Origin of the sequence: Bartonella massiliensis (genome assembly GCF_902150025.1) — a bacterium.
Classification (GTDB): domain Bacteria; phylum Pseudomonadota; class Alphaproteobacteria; order Rhizobiales; family Rhizobiaceae; genus Bartonella; species Bartonella massiliensis.
Window position 1 is genome coordinate 1 of sequence record NZ_CABFVS010000019.1, and the last position, 20,694, is coordinate 20,694.

16 protein-coding genes are annotated in these 20,694 nt (G+C 35.6%); 9 read left to right on the forward strand and 7 right to left on the reverse strand.

The features are described from left to right. Nucleotides 1-1,326: DNA primase (gene dnaG / locus FNZ60_RS04875; protein WP_142416553.1), on the reverse strand; the 1,326-nt coding region annotated here is incomplete at its 3' end. Nucleotides 1,327-1,461: 135 nt separating this feature from the next. On the opposite strand from dnaG, the gene FNZ60_RS04880 reads away from it, so the two are divergent. The 4 genes from FNZ60_RS04880 (at nt 1,462) to ubiC (ending at nt 7,624) form a co-directional block, all read left to right on the forward strand. After that, a complete protein-coding gene (locus FNZ60_RS04880) occupies nt 1,462-2,679 on the forward strand; it encodes a mechanosensitive ion channel family protein (RefSeq protein WP_142416554.1) in 1,218 nt (405 codons plus the stop codon). A gap of 70 nt (nt 2,680-2,749) precedes the next feature. Next, the gene (locus FNZ60_RS04885; RefSeq protein ID WP_142416555.1) at nt 2,750-4,456 is read left to right on the forward strand and encodes a Na/Pi cotransporter family protein; all 1,707 of its coding nucleotides are present in this window, start codon (nt 2,750-2,752) and stop codon (nt 4,454-4,456) included. A 1,265-nt stretch (nt 4,457-5,721) separates the two neighbouring features. After that, nucleotides 5,722-5,973: a GlsB/YeaQ/YmgE family stress response membrane protein gene (locus FNZ60_RS04890; RefSeq protein WP_012232083.1), complete on the forward strand. Its 252-nt coding sequence runs from the start codon at nt 5,722-5,724 to the stop codon at nt 5,971-5,973. 1,138 nt (nt 5,974-7,111) lie between these two features. Next, the gene (gene ubiC, locus FNZ60_RS04895; protein ID WP_142416556.1) at nt 7,112-7,624 is read left to right on the forward strand and encodes a chorismate lyase; all 513 of its coding nucleotides are present in this window, start codon (nt 7,112-7,114) and stop codon (nt 7,622-7,624) included. Between the two features lie 648 nt (nt 7,625-8,272). Here the strand turns inward: ubiC and FNZ60_RS04900 are convergent. Further along, the gene (locus tag FNZ60_RS04900) at nt 8,273-8,725 is read right to left on the reverse strand and encodes a GatB/YqeY domain-containing protein (RefSeq protein WP_142416557.1); all 453 of its coding nucleotides are present in this window, start codon (nt 8,723-8,725) and stop codon (nt 8,273-8,275) included. A gap of 281 nt (nt 8,726-9,006) precedes the next feature. On the opposite strand from FNZ60_RS04900, the gene carA reads away from it, so the two are divergent. Then, entirely contained in the window at nt 9,007-10,203 is a 1,197-nt protein-coding gene (gene carA, locus FNZ60_RS04905; RefSeq protein ID WP_142416558.1) for a glutamine-hydrolyzing carbamoyl-phosphate synthase small subunit, read from the forward strand. 278 nt (nt 10,204-10,481) lie between these two features. Here the strand turns inward: carA and FNZ60_RS04910 are convergent, their stop codons facing one another. Then, complete coding sequence (locus tag FNZ60_RS04910) at nt 10,482-10,670, reverse strand: hypothetical protein (protein WP_142416559.1); 189 nt, start codon at nt 10,668-10,670, stop codon at nt 10,482-10,484. Nucleotides 10,671-10,744: 74 nt separating this feature from the next. On the opposite strand from FNZ60_RS04910, the gene FNZ60_RS09685 reads away from it, so the two are divergent. Beyond that, the gene (locus tag FNZ60_RS09685; RefSeq protein WP_185913481.1) at nt 10,745-10,903 is read left to right on the forward strand and encodes a hypothetical protein; all 159 of its coding nucleotides are present in this window, start codon (nt 10,745-10,747) and stop codon (nt 10,901-10,903) included. Between the two features lie 221 nt (nt 10,904-11,124). On the opposite strand, the gene FNZ60_RS04915 is transcribed toward FNZ60_RS09685, so the two are convergent. Then, on the reverse strand, nt 11,125-12,345 hold the full coding sequence (locus FNZ60_RS04915; protein ID WP_142416560.1) for an MFS transporter: 1,221 nt from the start codon (nt 12,343-12,345) through the stop codon (nt 11,125-11,127). A gap of 625 nt (nt 12,346-12,970) precedes the next feature. Between FNZ60_RS04915 and FNZ60_RS04920 the strand changes: the two genes are divergently transcribed. Beyond that, entirely contained in the window at nt 12,971-13,807 is an 837-nt protein-coding gene (locus FNZ60_RS04920) for a DUF1460 domain-containing protein (protein ID WP_142416561.1), read from the forward strand. A 1,324-nt stretch (nt 13,808-15,131) separates the two neighbouring features. Here the strand turns inward: FNZ60_RS04920 and FNZ60_RS04925 are convergent. Further along, entirely contained in the window at nt 15,132-16,040 is a 909-nt protein-coding gene (locus FNZ60_RS04925; RefSeq protein WP_142416562.1) for a cation diffusion facilitator family transporter, read from the reverse strand. Nucleotides 16,041-16,813: 773 nt separating this feature from the next. Here FNZ60_RS04925 and FNZ60_RS04930 point away from each other — a divergent pair. After that, a complete protein-coding gene (locus tag FNZ60_RS04930) occupies nt 16,814-17,629 on the forward strand; it encodes a TrmH family RNA methyltransferase (RefSeq protein ID WP_142416563.1) in 816 nt (271 codons plus the stop codon). A gap of 270 nt (nt 17,630-17,899) precedes the next feature. On the opposite strand, the gene mnmA is transcribed toward FNZ60_RS04930, so the two are convergent. Continuing rightward, complete coding sequence (gene mnmA, locus FNZ60_RS04935) at nt 17,900-19,123, reverse strand: tRNA 2-thiouridine(34) synthase MnmA (protein WP_142416564.1); 1,224 nt, start codon at nt 19,121-19,123, stop codon at nt 17,900-17,902. Nucleotides 19,124-19,538: 415 nt separating this feature from the next. On the opposite strand from mnmA, the gene sciP reads away from it, so the two are divergent. Then, the gene (gene sciP / locus FNZ60_RS04940) at nt 19,539-19,814 is read left to right on the forward strand and encodes a CtrA inhibitor SciP (RefSeq protein ID WP_142416565.1); all 276 of its coding nucleotides are present in this window, start codon (nt 19,539-19,541) and stop codon (nt 19,812-19,814) included. A gap of 130 nt (nt 19,815-19,944) precedes the next feature. On the opposite strand, the gene FNZ60_RS04945 is transcribed toward sciP, so the two are convergent. Beyond that, entirely contained in the window at nt 19,945-20,331 is a 387-nt protein-coding gene (locus tag FNZ60_RS04945) for a flagellar export protein FliJ (protein WP_142416566.1), read from the reverse strand. Nucleotides 20,332-20,694 lie beyond the last annotated feature (363 nt).

Below are 20,694 nucleotides of genomic sequence, written 5' to 3' on the forward strand. Positions count from 1 at the left end.
CCCTCCTCTCTTTTTTTTCGAAAAAGAGGGACGAAAAAAATCAAAAAGGCGTTGTTTTATATCTTGCAAATAATAACGACGGACATCTTCATCCTTAATCGTAAAAATTTGTTGTTTGAGTTGTTTTTCGAGTGTTGCTCGTGTTTCTGGAGTTTCAAAATGCTTTCCATAGGTAGCCCGCCACCATAAAAGCTCAATCAAAGGAATTGCTTTTTGTAAAAAAGAAGAAAAAAGCTGTGCACCACCATCACAAACAATTTCATCGGGATCTTTTCCCTCTGGCAACAAAACAAAGCGCACACAAACCCCAACTTTTAAAAGAGGCAATACTCGATCAGCAACACGAAAAGCAGCCTTTAAACCAGCATCATCGCCATCAAAACACAAAATAGGCTCCTTGCCCATCTGCCATAAAAGCTCAATTTGCGCTTCCGTTAATGCTGTCCCTAAAGGCGCGACGACTCCTTCAAAACCGGCTTTAGTCAAGGCAATGACGTCCATATACCCCTCGACAACAAGCAGTGAATGATTTTTTTCATCGCCAACAAAGCGACTATTTTTACGAGCCGCTGCCGCATTATAAAGTATATTTCCTTTATGAAATAGCACCGTTTCAGGGCTATTGAGATATTTTGCGCGTATCTCTTTCTCTAACGTACGTCCTCCAAAAGCCACTACACGTCCGCGCAAATCTTCGATAGGAAACATAATGCGATTTCTAAATCGGTCATAAGAATCTACACTCTCCTCATGGACTGTGAGAAGTCCACATTCTTCCATTTGCTTTATTGAAACCCCCCGAGCGATTAAAGCTTCTTTCAAAGCTGTACGCCTTGCCGGTGCAAAACCAATTTGAAAACGCTCTATGAGCTTTTGCGTAACACCACGTGCCTCCAGATAACGACGTGCTTGCGCACCTTCTTTATCATGTAAATGATGTTGAAAAAAATCTGTAGCAATTTTCATGACATCATAAAGGTCAGCTTTTTCCATTTGACGTTGATGACTTTGTGGATCCAAAATGGGTAATTTCATTCCTGCAAAATCAGCCAAACGTTCAACACTTTCTGAAAAGTGTAATCCATCAAGCTCGCACAAGAAGGTAAAAATATCACCGCTTACCCCACAACCAAAACAATAATAGCGCCCTTTATGATCATCACAATGAAAACTAGGTGTTTTCTCACCATGAAATGGACAACAACACCAAAAATCTCCCCGTGAAGGCTTACTTTTTCGAGGATCAAAATCCACGCGTTGGCCAATCACTGTAGAAATTGGGAGTCTGCTACGTAGTTCATCAAGAAAATCAGGCGGAAAACGCATTATCTCTCACAGAGGTTAAAATTTCTTTTTTGCATATTTAACGACTTTAGAGCATAATTCCAAGACTTCCTTTTAAGCAGTTGTAAAATTTTAATCTCTTGAGAGCCTATAATTTTAAAAATGGAGAATGAAAAAGTGATCGAATTTATTGTTCAATATCCGTGGTTGGAAACTATTTCTTGGCTTATTATTCTTACGATAGTTGCCCTTTTAATCAACTTTGTAGGACGAAAATTACTTATTCACGGGGCAAAAAAGCTCTCTTCTTTCCTCCCCAAGAAGACAACGACCGATATTCAAAATGCTATTCAATACCTAGCGAATATCATTTCAGCCTTTATTCTTTCAACTGGTGTTAATTTTATCTCAACATTGCCCGATGCATTCAGCACCGTCATCAATAATGTTGCCAACGCCTTCATTATCTTTTTTGTTGTTCTAACAATTTCTTCTTGTCTCAATATCGTTAACATCCTTTACGAACAACGACCAACAGCACGCTTAAAACCAATAAAAGGCTATATTCAAATTGCTAAAATTGCACTTTTTGCTATTGCGGCAGTTTTAATGGTTGCCACATTAATTGACCGCTCTCCTCTTATTCTCTTCTCCGGTCTTGGTGCAATGGCCGCAGTTCTCATGTTAATTTTTCAAGATACACTTCTTTCTCTTGTTGCAGGCATTCAAATTTCATCCACCGATATGGTTCGTGTTGGTGATTGGATTGAAATTCCCAATCTCGGTGCCGATGGTGATGTTATTGAAATTGCCCTCCATACTGTTAAAGTTCAAAATTTCGACAACACCATCACCTCAGTTCCTATCCGTAAACTTGTAACTGACCCTTTTAAAAATTGGCGTGGAATGCAAGAATCGGGTGGCAGACGCATCAAACGCTCCCTTTTTATTGATCAATCAAGTATCCGTTTTCTCACAGAAGAAGAACAAAAATACCTTTCCCGCTTTAATTTATTAGAAAATTATTTCATGCAAAAAAGAGCCGAAATTGATCAATGGAATGCTCAATTAGATAAAAATCCTGATGTTTTAGCCAATACGCGGCGTTTAACCAACGTTGGAACTTTTCGTGCTTATGTTTTTGCTTATCTACAACAGCATATCAACATTAATCCCAATATGACCTTTATGGCACGACAACTCCCTCCTACAGAAAATGGTTTACCCTTGGAAATCTATTGCTTTACGAATACCACCGTTTGGCTAGACTATGAACAAATTCAAGGTGATATTTTCGACCACTTTTATTCTATTCTTCCCAGTTTTGGTCTAAAGGTTTTTCAAAATCCAAGCGGTTATGATTTTAATCAAGCATTAAAAACAAAAGCGAAGTAAAAACAATAAACTTCAATTGATCAATTTTGAGTCAACCATACTCATACACAACAAAGAAAGAACAAGTATCATGAATGGTTCATTGGTACTCCTCCATCTGGCTGGCGCTATTTCTCTCCTTCTTTGGGCAACACGCATGGTGCGCACAGGAATTGAACGCGCCTATGGCGACAAGCTTAAATATAACATGCGGCACGTCATTTCAAAACCATTGTTTGCTGTAAGTTTTGGACTTTTTACAGCGATGATTTTACAAAGCTCTACAGCCATAACGCTTCTCGTTGGCTCTTTTGTTGAATCTGGTTTTGTCTCTGGAGTAGCAGGGCTTATGGCTGTACGTGGAGGAGAATTAGGATCAGCACTTGTTGTTAAAATTCTCACCTATGATCTCACACTTGTTGTCCCCCTTTGTCTTTTAATTGGCACTTGTATCTTCATGACAACACAAAAACGTGAATGGCGCCAAATAGGACGTATTGTCATTGGTATTGGTCTTTTAATTTTGTCTTTACAAATGATCAGCACAGCAACAGAACCTTTACGCGATAGCGAAGTTTTGCCAAGCATCATTCGTTACCTTTCAACCGATCCTGTGTCCACTTTTTTATTGGCTGCAGCTTTAACCTACCTCTTACATTCGTCCATTGCAGGAATCATTTTGCTGGTCAATTTTGCCAACTACAATCTTATCCATACGCAACTTTGCGTTATCATGGTTCTTGGTGTTAACTTTGGCTCTTCTCTTATCGCCCCCCTTTTAACACGCAATGCTTCTCCAAATACCCGGCTCGTTCCCTTAGGAAATTTGCTCATGCGTGGCGCTGGCTCAATCCTTGTACTGATCTTATTTCTCACCTTTCAGCCCCCCATCACATGGCTTGGCAACGACGCCCCTACTCAAGTCATCAATGCCCATATCATTTTTAATGTTTTCATTCTCTTTGCTGGAATACCGCTTTCAAAATGGGTTTTAAAATTGACCACTCAAATTGTTCAGATAAGTGCAAGAAAAACGCAAACCGATAAAACGCTCAATTTATCGGAGCAAACAGCTCTTGATGAGAGTGTTCTTGAACGCCCTACTCTCGCCCTTTCCAATGTCATGCGTGAGGTTATTCATATTTGTGATCTTGTCGACATCATGCTCGAAAAAATCATGGGACTTTATGAAAAGCCTGATCCTAATATTATTGCTGAACTCAATCAACTAAACACCATATTGGACAAAAAACATATCGCCATTAAGCTTTATCTTGCACGATTAGCAGGACAAAAATTATCGGATGAAGAAGCTCTTCAAACGCAGGAACTTCTAGGCGCCTGTATAAAATTAGACCAAGCAGGCGATATCATTATTCATAATATGCTGATGCTGATTAAAAAGAAACAACAAAAAGGATTAAAGTTCAGCAGTGAAGGCTGGGGGGATCTTCTTCGTTTTCATGCCATTGTACTAGCCAATGCGCATATCGCATTTAATGTTCTTGTCTCCCGTGATACACACACGGCTCATCTATTGGTCCAAAAAAAAGATCAGCTACGAAACTTAGAAAAAGAGATGAGTTTAAAACATTTCAAACGCTTGCGTGAAGGAGATCTTAAAAATGTAGAATCATCCAGTCTTCATCTCGATACTGTTCGTGACCTCAAACAAATTAACTCTCTGTTGACATCAATGATCTATCCTATTTTAGAAGAACAGGGACTTCTGCAAAGTTCGCGCCTACGCAATCCTGCGGAAGAAGAATCTACTGAAGAAAAGACAGAACAACCTTAAACTTTAAAAATAAATCAAACAAAAAATACATCCCATCCATGATAAGGTTTTGACATTCAAATACCTTGCTTAATAAGTTTAATTAAATATTTTATGATTATTTAAATGAGCTCTCTTCAAGAGCGTAAATTGCTTTCATTTTTAATCTATTCATAATGAATGCCTCAAAATCATTTATTTGTACTTCTACAAACGATTTGCCCATATAGTAGAATAAAGCTCTTGAAAAAAATGCCTCACCTTTTCAAAGCAAAGACTGTGTGCCATATAAAGCAAGATATTGATGTAATGATAGCTTACTCCCTATCATTCTCCTTATCATTGAATGAGCCCCCCGAATAAGGTGAGACTGTCTCATTCTAAATCTGTTCCCTGTTAAATCTAATCAAAACCATCCGCTTGCACGTCAAAAGCAGGGGATCCTGCGTAGAGTAAAACTGTACAGAGCAATATACAAAAAAAGACTTAACACGCCTCTTATAAACCGTCTTAAAAACCAAGAACTGTTATCACATTCGTGGCCCGTATGCGATGGTGCCGGCTTGCTCTTTTATAAAGCCTAAAGATGGAGGTAATCAATGAATTTACCCCCTTCACGAGCGCCGTCGTAAAGTGAGACTTAGACGTATTGAGAAAGATATCTATAAGGAGATGACAAAAAATATGATCGTGCTAGCCTCAATTCACCGTGTCAAAAAGCCACCACTTCACAGGAGCAGGCATAATAAAAAAATACCGATAAGCCATGCAAAACCTCACGCAATGACAAGATTTATGTCAATAAACATTTATTATATAAATATTTTTAGTGATTGAACTTATTCAGCATTTTATTACAGATTAACAAAATAGTTTTAGTCTCGTTTCAAACAATATTGATATCAATTAGCAAACTCAAAATCTTTAAATATCCATTTGACATATTATTTTAATCATAATTATTTTTTCAAAACTTGAGAAAGAAAGAGCATTAAAAAGTTGATAAATACACTTTATACACTATTAAAATATTTTTACCAATATTCACTTTTTTAGATTCATATTTCCAAATTAAATAAACTATTTACGAAATAAAATTTGTTATATATATTTATATTATTATTTATTCTACATAATATAAATATGTATATTATTTTAATATACAGGAAAGAAATAAGTAAAATATCTAACAGAAATATCCTTTCCTCTGAGTAAAGAAGGAATAAACCTTGATCTTTACAAAGTTTACTCTAGTTACAATCTAAGTTCAGGCAAAGGAGAGTATCATGGAAAATGCAAACATCGGTTGGATTGCAGCTATTATTATCGGCGGGATTGCAGGTTGGGCTGCACAGTATATTATGAAAAGCCAAACAGGAATATTATTAAATATTATCCTAGGGATTATTGGCGCTGCGTTAGCCAGCTTCCTTTTTAGTCTTTTAGGCGTAAGTTTTGCTGGTTGGCTGGGTTACCTTATTTCAGGTTTTATAGGAGCCTGTATTCTTATATGGATAGGAAGAAAGATTCGATCATAGAGCATTTATTTATTCAATCACCTCTTGGGATTCAATAAAACAATTGGAATATTTTGAAATATTTCGGGGGTAATACATTGCTACCATTTTTGATAGGATGATCAGATGATTAAGCTATGAATTTCTAGCAGAGATCACCATACATCTTATGAATGAAAAGCAGTAAAACTTGATCATCCACCCTTCCATATCTACACTCTACGTATATCAGGAGGGGTGTATGTATTATTTTAATGAAATACAAACTTATTTTTGTACTGTGTTTTTGCACCAAATGTGCAAATCCAGTACATCTGAGCTATCAGAGCAATAGGTTACAAAAATCAATAATGATGATTAAAAATCCCATCACATAAACTTAAAGCCTATACACTTCATTAACAAACTCATTTTTGCTAAAAAAACGAAGAGTTCTTTTGCATTCTTAAGAGATAAAAGATATGAAGTAAGCGTAAAAAAATGTTTTTCGTATGCGAAATAAAAAATAAACGCTCTAAGTTTAATATGTGCTTCTTTTCCATATTTGTTATTCTTTATCGATTCAAGAATATTTGAAGTAATTTAATATAAAATTTAAGTAATGATGCATTATTTAAAATTAATTTAAAACATACTAATAGTATATGTATAAATATATATAAATTTTAAGCGTTCTATAAATATAATAAATTTCTACAATTGCAATAAAATAAGCTATTTTAAATAGCTTGCAATTTGCAATATAATTTTACTTTTTTTAAGTATAAAATAAGGACTTTACGCCTCTTAAAATTTTCTCTTTATATCGTCTTACATAGATGAATTCTTCCTCTCTTTTTCCTATGCATTACAAACGAATGTTAAAGCACAAAATACTTTATCCATTCCCCCGTATTATCAAGAAAATTCTATTATATATTGTATGAAAACGCTTTAAATAACGCATACATTATTTTCGCCTTTAAATGAAAATGATCCTATACTGGACTTTCCGCATATTTTCTTTTAAAGATTTTCTTTAAAGATCTTTGGTTCAATTTTTCCTTTAATATTTTTCCTGTTAAAATCTTGCTGCTTTTATACGCTTGTATTACAATAGAACCATCTCTTTAGCTCACTCAGCATAACATACGAAATAGAATTTTAGATGCGGAGTAAAATGATGTCTGACCTTGAAGATTCCATCTTACCACCTCTAAAATGGCTCCTTGACCAAAATCCTCCTGTACCAGAAAATATTCGCGATTGGCTCATGGAAACAGGCTCGATGACACTTCGATTAAAAAAATACTGCACTTGTCTCCAAGTTCAACCACAACGCGAATGTTTTATTACGCGAGATAAATTAAAAGAAGAAGCAGAACACCTTCCCGAAAGTACGCGTTATTGGCTCCGTGAAATCATATTGATGGGAGATAATAAACCCTGGCTCCTTGGACGAACCGTCATTCCACAAGAAACCCTTCACCACAATCAAGCCTTGATGCATTTAGGAACTGTTCCCCTAGGACACTATTTATTTAACAGTGGCAATCTAACCCGCGATTACATTCATATTGGCCAACAAGGTGCGCTATGGGCACGCCGTTCCCGTTTGCGGCTAACCGGTAAACCATTGTTACTAACTGAGCTATTTTTAAAAGATTCACCACCGTATCTCCGCCATAAATAGAGAATACTCATTTTATACTGCCTAATTTATCGATTTTATATAGCTTATAAACACTTTAAACCAGAAAAAAGAATTTCAAAATCATCCCAACATAGATTACAAACAAGGATTTCTTTTCAAAATATCTTTTCATCTCAGCTTAAAAATGTTCCCCACAACAAGCGTTTTAAAGTCCTGCCTTCCTTATCACAATCATGAAAACCAGCGCTTGAATTAAGAAAATACGCGCCATATTGATAAAATCATCCAGATTAAATCTTCTTGCCAAATAATCACCACTCTTGGAAAACAAGAGTAACTCTTTATCAAATAAACGCTTTGCATCATCAAAAAAACAACAATACACGCCTACAAAAATTTTGAAATTTGGATGAATTTGCTTTTTCTCATCATCCTATTTTTTTATTTTTAACATTGAAGACAATAAATCTTCTTCACAGTAAAAAACTATAATCTTTTTATTTTTTAATGATGTAATAGCGTTAAAGAACAGAAAAATATAAGATAAAAAAAGTTTGTTCATTTCAAAGGAATATTTTTTTAATAAGAGCTTTATGTACAAGATCAATACCACTGACCAATATTCTACGGACAGATAAAGTCCTTAAACAATAAAATATTTCCTAATTCCTTTAAATTGATTAAGATCTATTGCAATTTTTTACGAAGACTATTGCACACTTTAGAAAAATTCATTTGCCCCGCATACCGTTCCTTAAGCCATGCCATCACCTTACCGATATCACGTAATTTTTCAGCTTTTGTTTGTGCTAAAGCTTCACAAATAACATCTTCTACTTCCGTCTCTTTAAGCTGATAGGGAAGAAATTCACGAATAACTTCTATTTCTGCTTGTTCTCTCTCTGCTAATTCCAAGCAACCAGACTCTTTATACACACGCATTAAAGCTTCACGCTGTTGAAGCATTTTTGTGAAAACAGACTGTATCTGCTGATCATCTACTTCTAACTTGCCTTCATCAAAATAAAGAATATCACGATCCCTAACTGCAGCATTCATTAAACGAAGTGTAGCAAGACGCACACTATCTTGCGCTTTCAAAGCAGCCTTAAGAGCCCCATCAATCTGGTCACGCAACATAAACTTATCCAATTTTGTTTAAGCAGAAAGCGCCTTTTAACCAATCTTTATCCATCTTGCAATGCAGAATAAAAAATAATTAAGAATGCAATCTTATGAAAAAATAAAAACAAGACTTTACCTCTTTATGGAATGACCTTATACTTTCTAATTTAAGCAGAACATGACTAGAATAATAGACACAGCATCTGTTAGAGGTATGATTTTTTTGTAAAGTTGATCATTATACTTTTCAGAAAATAACATGATGCCTTTCAGAAAATAAATTGTGGATACACACTATGATACAGACGATTTCATCTCACAGCCCTTGGAGTATCAGCAAACCTACAGCCCTTTTAGTCTTAGCGGATGGAACCGTCATTGAAGGTAAAGGAGCAGGTGCGACGGGTATTGCTGAAGCTGAAGTGTGTTTTAATACCGCCATCACCGGCTATGAAGAAATCCTCACAGATCCATCATACACACAACAAATCGTTAATTTTACTTTTCCTCATATAGGAAATGTAGGGACCAATAGTGAAGATATTGAAGCACTTACCCCTCTTAACCATCACAGTGCTGTTGGCGCTATTTTCAAGGCAGATATCACTCATCCCTCAAATTATCGTGCCAATGAAAACTTTCATCAATGGCTTAAAATGCGTAAAATTATTGCACTTTGTGGTATTGATACACGTGCACTCACAATTCTTATTCGTGAGAAAGGTGCACAAAATGCTGTTATTGCGCATGATTCTGATGGAAATTTTGATATTTCTTCTTTAAAAAAACGTGCACAAAAATGGCATGGTCTTGTTAATCTTGACCTTACGAAAGAAGTAACCTCTCAATCACCAATGCAATGGGATGAAGAACCATGGCGTTGGAATAAAGGGTATGGCACAAACAATGTGCACAATCTTCATATCGTTGCCATTGACTATGGTATTAAACGCAACATTCTTCGTCTTATAGCGACGCAAAAAGCACGCATTACTGTTGTGCCGGCTCACACAACGGCAAAAGAAATCTTGGCCATGAATCCTGATGGGGTTTTTCTTTCCAATGGCCCCGGCGATCCCGCAGCAACAGCTCAATATGCACTCCCAACAATCAACACATTGATTGATCATAATTTACCGATTTTTGGAATATGTCTTGGTCATCAACTTCTTGCTCTGGCAGTTGGCGCAAAAACCGTAAAAATGCACCAAGGACATCATGGCGCCAACCACCCCGTTAAAGACCTTAACACTGGAAAAGTTGAGATTGTATCAATGAATCATGGTTTTGCTGTCGATGCAACCTCTTTACCAAAATATGTTCAAGAAACACATATTTCTCTCTTTGATGGTTCAAACTGTGGTATTCGAATCATTGGAAAACCTGTTTTTTCTGTTCAATATCACCCTGAAGCTTCTCCTGGACCACAAGATAGCTACTACCTCTTTGAGCATTTTTCTGATCTCATTATGAATTATAAAAAAATATCTTAAGACAAAATACCTCACCTTCTTGCTTCTCTTCTTCGAAGAAGATCGTTTTCCTACACATAACAATACTGTTACCGACAACTTATGGAATAAGTACTATATTTTGTAATTTAAATGAGAATGCTCGATATAGCGTAAAATTTTTTTGCTCTCCTCCTGCTCATTCTCAGACCTCTCCTTTTAGGATTGTATCAATCAAAATCATAAGCTTACACACGCCAAGTCAAATAATATGTCGATAAAAAACTATTTTTATAAAAGGAGTAAAGTATACAATCATATCAAGGGTCAAGAGCTGTCGCAACATTGGGGGCTGGTAGATAGCGTGATAGTGCCAGCATTTCACCAGCGTAAAGATGGAGGAGCTCAATATTTATAATTGATGGGGCTTTATCGTTATACCATTCACGGATGATGTCTTGAAATGGGCTTGACCTACTTTCAAAGATGTCTTTTAAAAGCAAGCCCATGAATATGCAATGGTGTTCTTATATTCATAAGGGATACCCCCATTAAAGAACACAACAAACAAAAACGTGAGGCAATGCATAATTTTCATTATTTAAAAAATATTGCTCCCGATGCTTTTGAAAACCATAAAGCTAAATTGAAAGAAAATGGTAAAGCGAGTGATTGGTTTTTACCTTTAAAACTTCATATTCTCCCCCAATTAGATTATCTTCCTGTTTTAGAGATTATATAAACAGAGATCCGCAATACGCTTTCTCTCATCAAGCATATAACAACGAGGACTGCTTAGATTGCATTGGACCATCTATAATCTTTGTCTTAAACATGACAGTTGCGTTCGGTGTGAATATTGATTGACAAGCATGACAACATCACAAAAAACTTTCTGCCTATCAAATGATAATTCTTTGTGCATTCTCTAGCAAAATATTTTTACCAGCCCCGTTCAACAAATTAACGTACCCGCAAGGTAAAAATAACCGTTGCAACAACAAGAAGCAAAAAGCCTCCAACAAAAGGAGCACCAGAAAAATAAAACAGTGCATTTTTATCTGTAAAACATTCAAAGAGAAAAACATAAAAAACCGAACCAAATATTAAACTCAATGAAAGAACAGATGTCATAGCTCCTTGCAGCTCTCCTTGTACATTTGTCGGCACCTGCGCTGAAGCAATAGCACGAATAGGTGCATGAACAAGATATTCAAGCATTGTACACACACAAACCATATAAACCATCCACCCCTTTGTCGCAAAGGTATACCCCAGCATAGCAACGGATGCAAACAAAAGCCCCACGATAGCAATACGCCAATCACTCCATCGTTTAGAAAAATAAGGCAAAATAAGAGCGACGACAATAAACTGGCCTATCCCAAAAACACTATAAGAAAGCCCAATGGAAAACGAACTCCAATCATAGCGTTCTTTTGCAATGAATGCCCAAACACTGAGCCATAGTGATTCCGCAAACCAATAAAGAAAAAAGACCAACAACACCCAAAGAACCATCGGATATTGCTTCAGTTGCCAAAAAGCACCTAAGGGATTTGCCCGTTTAATATTAAAAAAGCGTCTATTCCATAACGAGAGAGTTTCAGGCAGCATAACCCAAGCAAAAATAAAATTAATGAGTGAAAAACCAGCAGCAAAATAAAATGGAATACGCGGACCAAACTGACCTAAAAAGCCACCAATAAACGATCCCAAAATAAACCCTAATGCGGATGCAACGCCTAAGAGACCAAAATTGCGTGTACGATTTTTTTCATCTGATATATCAGCAAGATAAGCTGTACAAGTTGCAAAACTAGGACCACTTATCCCAGACAAAAGACGTCCGATAAATAACATAGAATAGCTCCATGCTATAGCACATATCAGATTATCAAGAGCAAAGCAGATAATAGAGACAAGCAAAATAGGACGACGACCATAACGATCAGAAAGATTGCCAATAACAGGAGCAAATAAAAACTGCATCACTGAATAAACTGCAAGTAATTTTCCTCTTTCTACAAAAGATGTACTAACATCTTTTCCAGTTAACTGAGAAAAATATTCAGGCAAAACAGGACAAATAATCGCAATACCAAGAATATCTAACAATAAAATGATGAACACTAAAATGAGCCCACGCTGAACAAACTTCGGATTGAGCATCTGATCTTGCATAACACATACACACTACTTTACACATACAGTTACTTCCCCGCGCTCATTTAACTCCCTTTTTTTTCAAGTACTCTGTACCATATACTATTCTTATTAAAAATAATAACAAAGTAAAAATTTAATAAAAAGTCAAGATAAAAATATAAAGTTCTATTTTAATTAGACTATTAATGTAAAATAATAGAAAGTATTTTTTATATTATACGAACAAATATTAATACAAATAAACCATCAATAAGATATCAGTCAATATAGAATATTTCCCAAAAGTTAGAGAAATTATTCTTTATTTATCAGACATTATTTCTTCTTTTTATAACGACAACTTTTAAAAAGATAAGCTCTTAAAATTTTTTACCCTCAGAATATGCAATAAGGCTTGCTAAAGCGGCAGTATTACAATAGCTTAACAACGTAGAAAAATTATCTATTTTAAATATACAAAAAAATTTTATACAAAAATATTTTCTTATTCCGTAATCTTAGAAACTATTTCTATCACTTGTAATTTTTGTAACCTTAAAAACCATCATTACATCTATTGAGGATTTCAATGATTATATGCTATTATTCAATCCAGTTGAGCGTGAGAAAATAACACTTTTAGTAAAAAATGGTGTATAAAATGCGAAAAATATCCCAACTCATTCTCACTTTATTATTCGTGACAGGGTGTGATATTCAAAATTCTGATTCAAAAGAAGGTGTTTTAGAAAATAAAATAGAAACACAACAAGCAACCAGCATAGAGCTAGATCCCTACACTTTAGATAAATTAAATGCTCTTCTAAAAAAACGCTCAGAAAGAAATGATCACGAAAAAGGAACCCTAATTGACTTTCTCTCAGAAGCTTTTTTAGGAACACCTTATAAAGCCAATATGTTACATGGCTCAGAAAATACACCTGAAAAACTTATCATTGATTTTAGAGGCTTAGATTGCTTCACTTATCTGGATTATGTGGAAGCATTGCGCAAATCAACATCCCCAAAAGAATTCATCAATAACGTCATAAGAACGCGTTACATTAAGGATAATATTCATTTTTTAAATCGGAAACATTTTTTCACAGACTGGGCTTACAGAGAATATAAACTCGCCACCGATATTACCTCTGAAATAAGTCCTCATACGGTAAGCACAGAAAAATATCTCAATAAAAAAACCGATGGTGGAAACTATCTTCCTGGACTTCCAATTGTAAAACGCACCATAACATATCTTCCAAGTAGCTTTATTAATGAAGAGGTTATAAGCCGTTTAAAATCAGGTGATTTCATTGGCATTTATACAAAACTTGCTGGATTAGATGTGACACATGTAGGCTTCTTTATCATGACAGATAAAGGACCAATGTTACGAAATGCTTCTTCACGAAAAGAAAATGAGAAAGTCGTCGATTCTCCCTTTATGGATTATGTTACAAAAACACCAGGAATCATTGTTTTAAGAGCTCTTTAATAACATTATAGCGATATGAAATAACGCCTCTATTCTTAAAATATACTCAGATAAACATCGAACTTCGTACAAGCTGTACAGGTACAATCACATTTATTTATCGTTTTAAGAGAAAAAAAATTATTTTTGGAGAAATGATAGATTTATAATCACTTTTACTGATGAAAAGATGAGGCTAAGCAAGACCTTATTATCATGTCATACTTTCTTTTCATATTCTCAACCAAAGAATGATCTATAAATAACCACCACTTTGATCTTTATGAATATAACGCAAAAGACTAAAGTTCAACATTTATAAAAATATGAAAACATCAATAAAGAAACCAATTCCCCTCTTTACCATTATTCTTTAGTTCAGCTTTGCGCTTTCCTAAAGCATCCACAAGCAATAGCTTTTAAAAAGTAAAGATATACACATTATCTTTTGTTTTTTCATTTTTTAATGAGAGCTCTACATGGCATATAAAATAAAATCCTAAAAATAGAACATATTGTATTGTTTAGCACTTCTTTAAAAGATACACCGCCTTCTCATCCATTTCATAATAACCCCAAGCGATAATGAGAAAATCTCCTATAAATAGTACAAGATTCCCCTACAAAAGAACATGAAATTCCATGAAATCCATTATGTAGCAGCATGATTACTGCTTTCTTCCACAAACTGCTTCTACATACCAATCTCACTTATGACATACAAAATTAAAGATTTTGCTTCACGCACCGTGAACAAATTAAAAATAAAAATGCCGTATTCATATACCTCATTCAACCTACAGGTAATAAATTATGCTTATAATCCTATAGATTGTATTGATAAAACAATACATTTGTCACTAAAAGTCATGATGATTAATTGATGATCACATAACTTTAAAACTCTCTTCATGATTTTTATATAAAATTTATAATTAAAGCTCCTGAAACTTATTATGAAAGCTTCATGTCTCTTTGCCCGAAAAACAAGACATCTATTCTTGACGTTTCCGTAAACACTCCCAACCTTTTAAGCAAACTTTAACGGCTCATCATTTCATGTAATTCACTTAAAAAATTCCACCAGCAAACCCTACTATGAAATATTTACCGCACACTCTAAAAACACTTGCTAGATTACATTTTACAAGCTTTATCTCACCACCCCTTAAAATGACAGTATAGGAAAACAGAATAAATCTTGAATACTTTATTTAACCTTCTATAACTGATGGATAGAAAACTTAAATCAATGAAAGAGTACCATTATATTTTTAAGAGAAATATTATTTTTCCACTGTAAAAATAATATTTATAACATGACAGACAATTTGAAAAAATCTTTTTATATAAAAGGTATCATCGTTGTACCGGGAGGCAATTTTGCCTCATCTTCCGGTTCGACATGAATAGAAATACGCACATTATTAAATTCTTTTTGAAGAACACCTTCAATTTTATCACAAATTTTATGGGCTTCTCCGACCTGCATGACAGCAGGCACAACCAAATGAAACTCTATAAAAGTAACTCTTCCAGCAACACGCGTCCGCAAATCATGGACCTCAAGCGCACCAGATGCATTTGCAGAAATCAGCTCTCGAATCCGCATGGTTTCATTCAATTCAACGCCAACATCCATTAATCCTTGAACAGCATTTCTAATTATCTTCCATCCCTGTAAAAGAATGTTAATAGCAACAATTATCGCTAAAATAGGATCTAAAACGCTCCATCCTCCTACAAAACCAGCAATCAAACCAATTAAAATTGCAAGCGAAGTAAAAACATCGGTTATAAAATGCACACCATCAGCTTTAAGAGCCGGTGAGCGATGGCGCTTTCCCTGCCGAATAAGAACCATGCCCCACATGCAATTTATGACCGTTGCAACAAGATGAATAACAAGCCATATTCCGGGTTTTTGCAACAATTTAACAGTAGCAAGCGCTATCCATGCTTCTCTTAAAATAACAATTGCCGCAATAATAATGAGGATTCCTTCAAGAATCGCGGAAAAATACTCTGCTTTATGATGTCCAAAGGGGTGATCATGATCCGCTGGCTTCATACTCACTTTAACAGCCCACCATGCTGCCAATGACGCAAGAATATTAACAATTGATTCCAATGCATCAGAATAAAGTGCAACAGAACCCGTAATGTGATATGCCCAATATTTCAAAGCAAAAACAATACATGCAATAAAAATAGAATATAAAGTTAAGCTTTGTATATTGATTTTTGCCACCATGAACCCCATCCTGTTCTTCTCAAAATAAGGAATAATATTTTCAACTCTATTATGCTATTTTTGCCATATCACCAATATCTTCTCAATATTACAGAAAAACTCGATTCCAGAAACACTCAACGCCTCAGCTCACCATCGTTATCGCAAAGTTATCGCAAAAACTTCTCAGTTATATGTACATCACCAATAAAGGATAAAGAGAGATAAATCATAAACAAAGATCTTCCCCAAAAGCAATTAAACACATAGCTTTCGTGAATCCTTTTCTTAATAACTTAAAGCTATCTCACATCTCATGAACAAAAAACTCCTTTTGCTCAAATGGTTCATGATCATACATTATTTTCACATCTTATGATGTGCATTATCCCCCCCATCTCGTAAGCATCTTTTCACCTTAAAAAAAATGAATAAGCCCCCTACTATAATCTTACAGCTTAAGGAAATTTCAAAATATGATTGCTAAAAAACTTAGAACAAAAAGAGAAATTATGCCCCAAAAAAAGAATCTGGGCATTGGGGACCCAGATTCTTTTCCCTTAAAATTAAGGGTATACAGAGCTTGGGAAATAGCGGGGACCCAAGACACTGCAACCGATACGAAAACAAAATCTGTTATCCTGCATCAGTGTTTTTACATTACACTAATTAGCATACGCTGTCAACACAATTTCTACTTTAAGTTTTAAAATAATACTTTTTTATCTCTTTTTTAAAGAAATAAAGCAAATTTTAACATCTGGAAACTGGAAAAAAGCATTAAAAATCTCGTTATGAATTTGGATATCACAACAATTGACAAAACGAATGATCCACGTCTAAAAAACTATCATAATATCCGTGAAAAAGATCTCGTTGGGCGACAACAGCACTTTGTTGCTGAAGGTAAAATAACATTGTCTGCCTTATTGCATTCGAAAGAATTTTCTGCCCTCTCACTGCTTGTCGTAGAAAAACGTCTCCCTGGACTTCTACCGCTTTTAGAAAAGACACAGCCTCTATGTCCTATTTATTGTGTTCCACAAAAAGTGATAGATAATATCACTGGTTTCCATGTTCATCGTGGTATTCTCAGTATCGGTAAACGCAAAACGCTCCTATCATTACAAAGTTTTTTACAAAATCTTCCAGAAAAAGCTTTGATTCTAGTTTTATGTGGTATTTCAAATCACGATAATATGGGATCAATTTTTCGTAATGCTGCCTCTTTTGCCAGTCACGGTATTATTGTCGACAAAACCTCATGTGATCCACTTTATCGCAAATCAATCAGAGTTTCTGCCGGTGCAGCTCTAAAAGTTCCCTATACGCAAAACGCTGATATAAATGATATTCTAGCGGCTCTAAACGATGAAAACTTTCATCTTTATGCACTCTCTCCTTCTGCCTCACACACGCTCAAGCAAGCCAACAAAACCAAAAGAATGGCTCTTATTTTTGGAACAGAAGGCGATGGTTTGCCCCTCCATATACTACAACAATCAAAAACTTTACGTATTCCCATGACGACGGGCTTTGACAGCCTGAATGTTGCCACAGTCTCAGGAATTGCCCTTGCTCATTTCAGCGACTTTGAATACTCAAGGTGATAAGACTTTAAGTTGTAAAAATATTCGGCAATATATGTTCTTTACCAGCCGCAAAAGGTGATACCCCCTAACATTTGAAAATATTGATTAAAGGCATTTTTCTTTCATCATTTCCTCCCACTAATCCTGCTTATAATGTACAAAAAATATGATTTTTCTGGCTTCAGTCATAAAAACAAATTTGAAATAAGAAAGCCTTACACCATTACACCAGCCTCTTATTCAAGTTGAAGGCTATAAATTATTATTATAAATCAATTTACTATCTTTTTATGAAGCCGTTGTTTTAAGTTTAAGGAAAACAGAATCTTGTGCTTCGAGATTGCACAAAACACGTTTTAGCATCATTTCAGTACCGGCCGCGCGTTCTGAATGCGTTACAAATCCCCCTCCCAAAATACGTGCTTCATGACTATTTCCATCATAAAGAACGCAAGCTTGCCCCGGCGCCACACCGTTTTCACATTCCAATAGATCAACAGAAAAAACACCTTCTTTATAATGCAAGCGTGCAAGATGGGGAGGACGTGTTGAACGCACCTTTACAGCCAATTCAATACCTTGAGAAGGGAAATTATCCAACGACTCATCACCAAGCCAATTCACATCGCGTAAAAAAAGCTTATGCGTTTCTAACATCTCACGCGGCCCCACAATAACACGTGCATTTTCTACATCAAGATAAACCACATAAAGTGCTTCCCCCGTTGACACCCCAATCCCACGACGTTGACCAACGGTATAATTAACAATTCCTGAATGTTTGCCTAGAATCGTTCCATCAATATGAACAATAAAGCCAGGATTAGCAGCTTCTGGACGCAATTTTGCAATAACATCTGAATATTTTCCTTGTGGAACAAAACAAATATCCTGACTATCATGCTTATTAGCAATCATAAGCCCCATTTCTGCAGCCATTTCACGAACACGCGCTTTGGGAAGGTCACCAAGAGGAAAACGCAAATAATCAATCTGTTCTTGTGTCGTTGCAAAGAGAAAATAACTCTGATCACGATCGTTATCGAGAGGACGAAAGAGGGCTCGATGAGTTCCATGGGAACGTGAACGAATATAATGTCCCGTAGCTAAAGCATCTGCCCCCAATTCGCGCGCGGTTGCCAATAAATCAGCAAACTTAACCGTCTGATTGCACGCAATACATGGTACAGGTGTCTCACCATGAGCATAGCTTTCTGCAAAAGGATCAATGACAGCTTCGCGAAAGCGCTTTTCATAATCAAGAACATAATGCGGTATTCCCAACGTTTCTGCAACGCGACGTGCATCTTCAATATCTTGCCCCGCACAACACGCCCCTACCCGATGCGTTGCAGCCCCGTGATCATAAAGCTGCAATGTAATGCCAATAACATTATATCCTTCCTTTTTCAAAAGGCCTGCAACAACCGATGAATCAACTCCCCCCGACATCGCAACAACAATGCGAGAATCCTTAGGTGGCCCTGGTAAATCAAGACTGTTTAAAAACATATATTCATTCTCTACTTAGTGCTCTATTTCTTTAATAATCTCGTTAATGGATATCCATATGCTAACATTCTGCTGCATACTTCTTCATTACTTTTATGCCATTGGTTGCCTTTATATTGTTTTTTTATCCTTTCCACAACCATAGCATTCCTTTCATAAAAGCAGCTGTAAATAAAAAAGAGTGATAGAAATAAGGCACGATGGAAGTCTTTTTGGGGGAAACCTTTTTAAGAAAACTTTTTTCTCTTGTTTAAAATCCCGCAAAATGCCGCAAGAGGCTCTTCTATACACTTGGCTTAAGCCTCTTTATACACCCAGTCATTTTATTAATTTTTTCTTTCAGCGCGTTTAGCTCTTTTTTAAATTTCATGCTCTATAAACGAATCAAGTCCTTGACTAAAGGTAGAGGATAAGAATGACTAATTTGATAAAAACACAAATGAAATATGTTATTGGGCCAGATGGAAGTCCACTGACAGTTGCCGACCTACCGCCGCAAACAACACGGCGTTGGGTGATTCGTCGCAAAGCTGAAGTTGTTGCAGCCGTCAGAGGTGGATTGTTAAGTCTCGATGAAGCGTGTCAACGTTATACTTTGACTGTAGAAGAATTTCTTTCATGGCAAAGTTTGATCGATGAACACGGTTTAGCGGGATTACGAACGACCAAGATTCAAGACTACAGACATTAAGTTGTTAGTGATCATGATTCGATAACATAGAGTACTTTATAAAACAGCCAAGCTTTTATCAAGCTTGGCTGTTTTATATCATTTTCAACAGATAAATCTAAAAGAATTGACTTTTCAATAATTGTTTTAATCATCCAGCCATTGAATTAGATTGAATGAAAATATCTTCATCATCCGCAGCAGTTTTCTTTTCTCGTGCTTCCAAAAGCTGTGCACGTTGCAGCTCTGTATTGACTTCATGGAGAGCAATTTCAGCATTTGTTTTTTGAAGCTGTAAATCACGAATTGAATTGATTAGATTATCACGTCTTTGCCGTGCTGCACGTGCAAAAGCGGAATAAGCAAAATGGTGAACATCATTGTTTCCAGATTTGCGTTCTTCATGAGTAATCTGCGCTTCCAGTTCTAATACCATTCGTTCAAATTCAGTGATCATCATCTCAAGCTGTGCAATCTCACGGTGCTTCCCACGCACTTGAAACATCCTCAATCGCACCATATTTTCCCGTGGCTTCATACTCACTACTCCTTGACTGTAGCAACTCAAAACACGCATTCACACCCAATACATAACATATCTTTTTAGCTGGATGTCTATCCGACAAAAACAATCTATTAACCTGAAACTATAATAACTTTGCCTTTTCCTAAAGCATCAGCACACACAACCTTCTTTAAAGAGCAATAACTATTTTTTGTTTACCCCCCCCCACTATAAAATAAAGAGGTTTAAAGCTCGGTAAACAAACACTGAAATTGTAAAAAAGTAATTTACAATACCCTTTTATAAAAATTTTTTTAGGTCAAAATTTATAAAAAAGTTCTTTATTTTTTATAATGTTAAAAAATATGCAATTTTTCTAAAATAATTTTGTATCCT

Excerpts from the sequence above, each read along its gene's own strand:
- FNZ60_RS04915 (WP_142416560.1), bottom strand. The coding sequence starts at position 12,345 with ATGCAAGATCAGATGCTCAATCCGAAGTTTGTTCAGCGTGGGCTCATT.
- carA (WP_142416558.1), top strand. The coding sequence starts at position 9,007 with ATGATACAGACGATTTCATCTCACAGCCCTTGGAGTATCAGCAAACCT.
- FNZ60_RS04930 (WP_142416563.1), top strand. The coding sequence starts at position 16,814 with ATGAATTTGGATATCACAACAATTGACAAAACGAATGATCCACGTCTA.
- FNZ60_RS04910 (WP_142416559.1), bottom strand. The coding sequence starts at position 10,670 with ATGGGCTTGCTTTTAAAAGACATCTTTGAAAGTAGGTCAAGCCCATTT.
- FNZ60_RS04885 (WP_142416555.1), top strand. The coding sequence starts at position 2,750 with ATGAATGGTTCATTGGTACTCCTCCATCTGGCTGGCGCTATTTCTCTC.
- mnmA (WP_142416564.1), bottom strand. The coding sequence starts at position 19,123 with ATGTTTTTAAACAGTCTTGATTTACCAGGGCCACCTAAGGATTCTCGC.
- FNZ60_RS04890 (WP_012232083.1), top strand. The coding sequence starts at position 5,722 with ATGGAAAATGCAAACATCGGTTGGATTGCAGCTATTATTATCGGCGGG.
- FNZ60_RS04925 (WP_142416562.1), bottom strand. The coding sequence starts at position 16,040 with ATGGTGGCAAAAATCAATATACAAAGCTTAACTTTATATTCTATTTTT.
- FNZ60_RS09685 (WP_185913481.1), top strand. The coding sequence starts at position 10,745 with ATGCATAATTTTCATTATTTAAAAAATATTGCTCCCGATGCTTTTGAA.
- FNZ60_RS04945 (WP_142416566.1), bottom strand. The coding sequence starts at position 20,331 with ATGAAGCCACGGGAAAATATGGTGCGATTGAGGATGTTTCAAGTGCGT.
- FNZ60_RS04920 (WP_142416561.1), top strand. The coding sequence starts at position 12,971 with ATGCGAAAAATATCCCAACTCATTCTCACTTTATTATTCGTGACAGGG.
- sciP (WP_142416565.1), top strand. The coding sequence starts at position 19,539 with ATGACTAATTTGATAAAAACACAAATGAAATATGTTATTGGGCCAGAT.
- ubiC (WP_142416556.1), top strand. The coding sequence starts at position 7,112 with ATGATGTCTGACCTTGAAGATTCCATCTTACCACCTCTAAAATGGCTC.
- FNZ60_RS04900 (WP_142416557.1), bottom strand. The coding sequence starts at position 8,725 with ATGTTGCGTGACCAGATTGATGGGGCTCTTAAGGCTGCTTTGAAAGCG.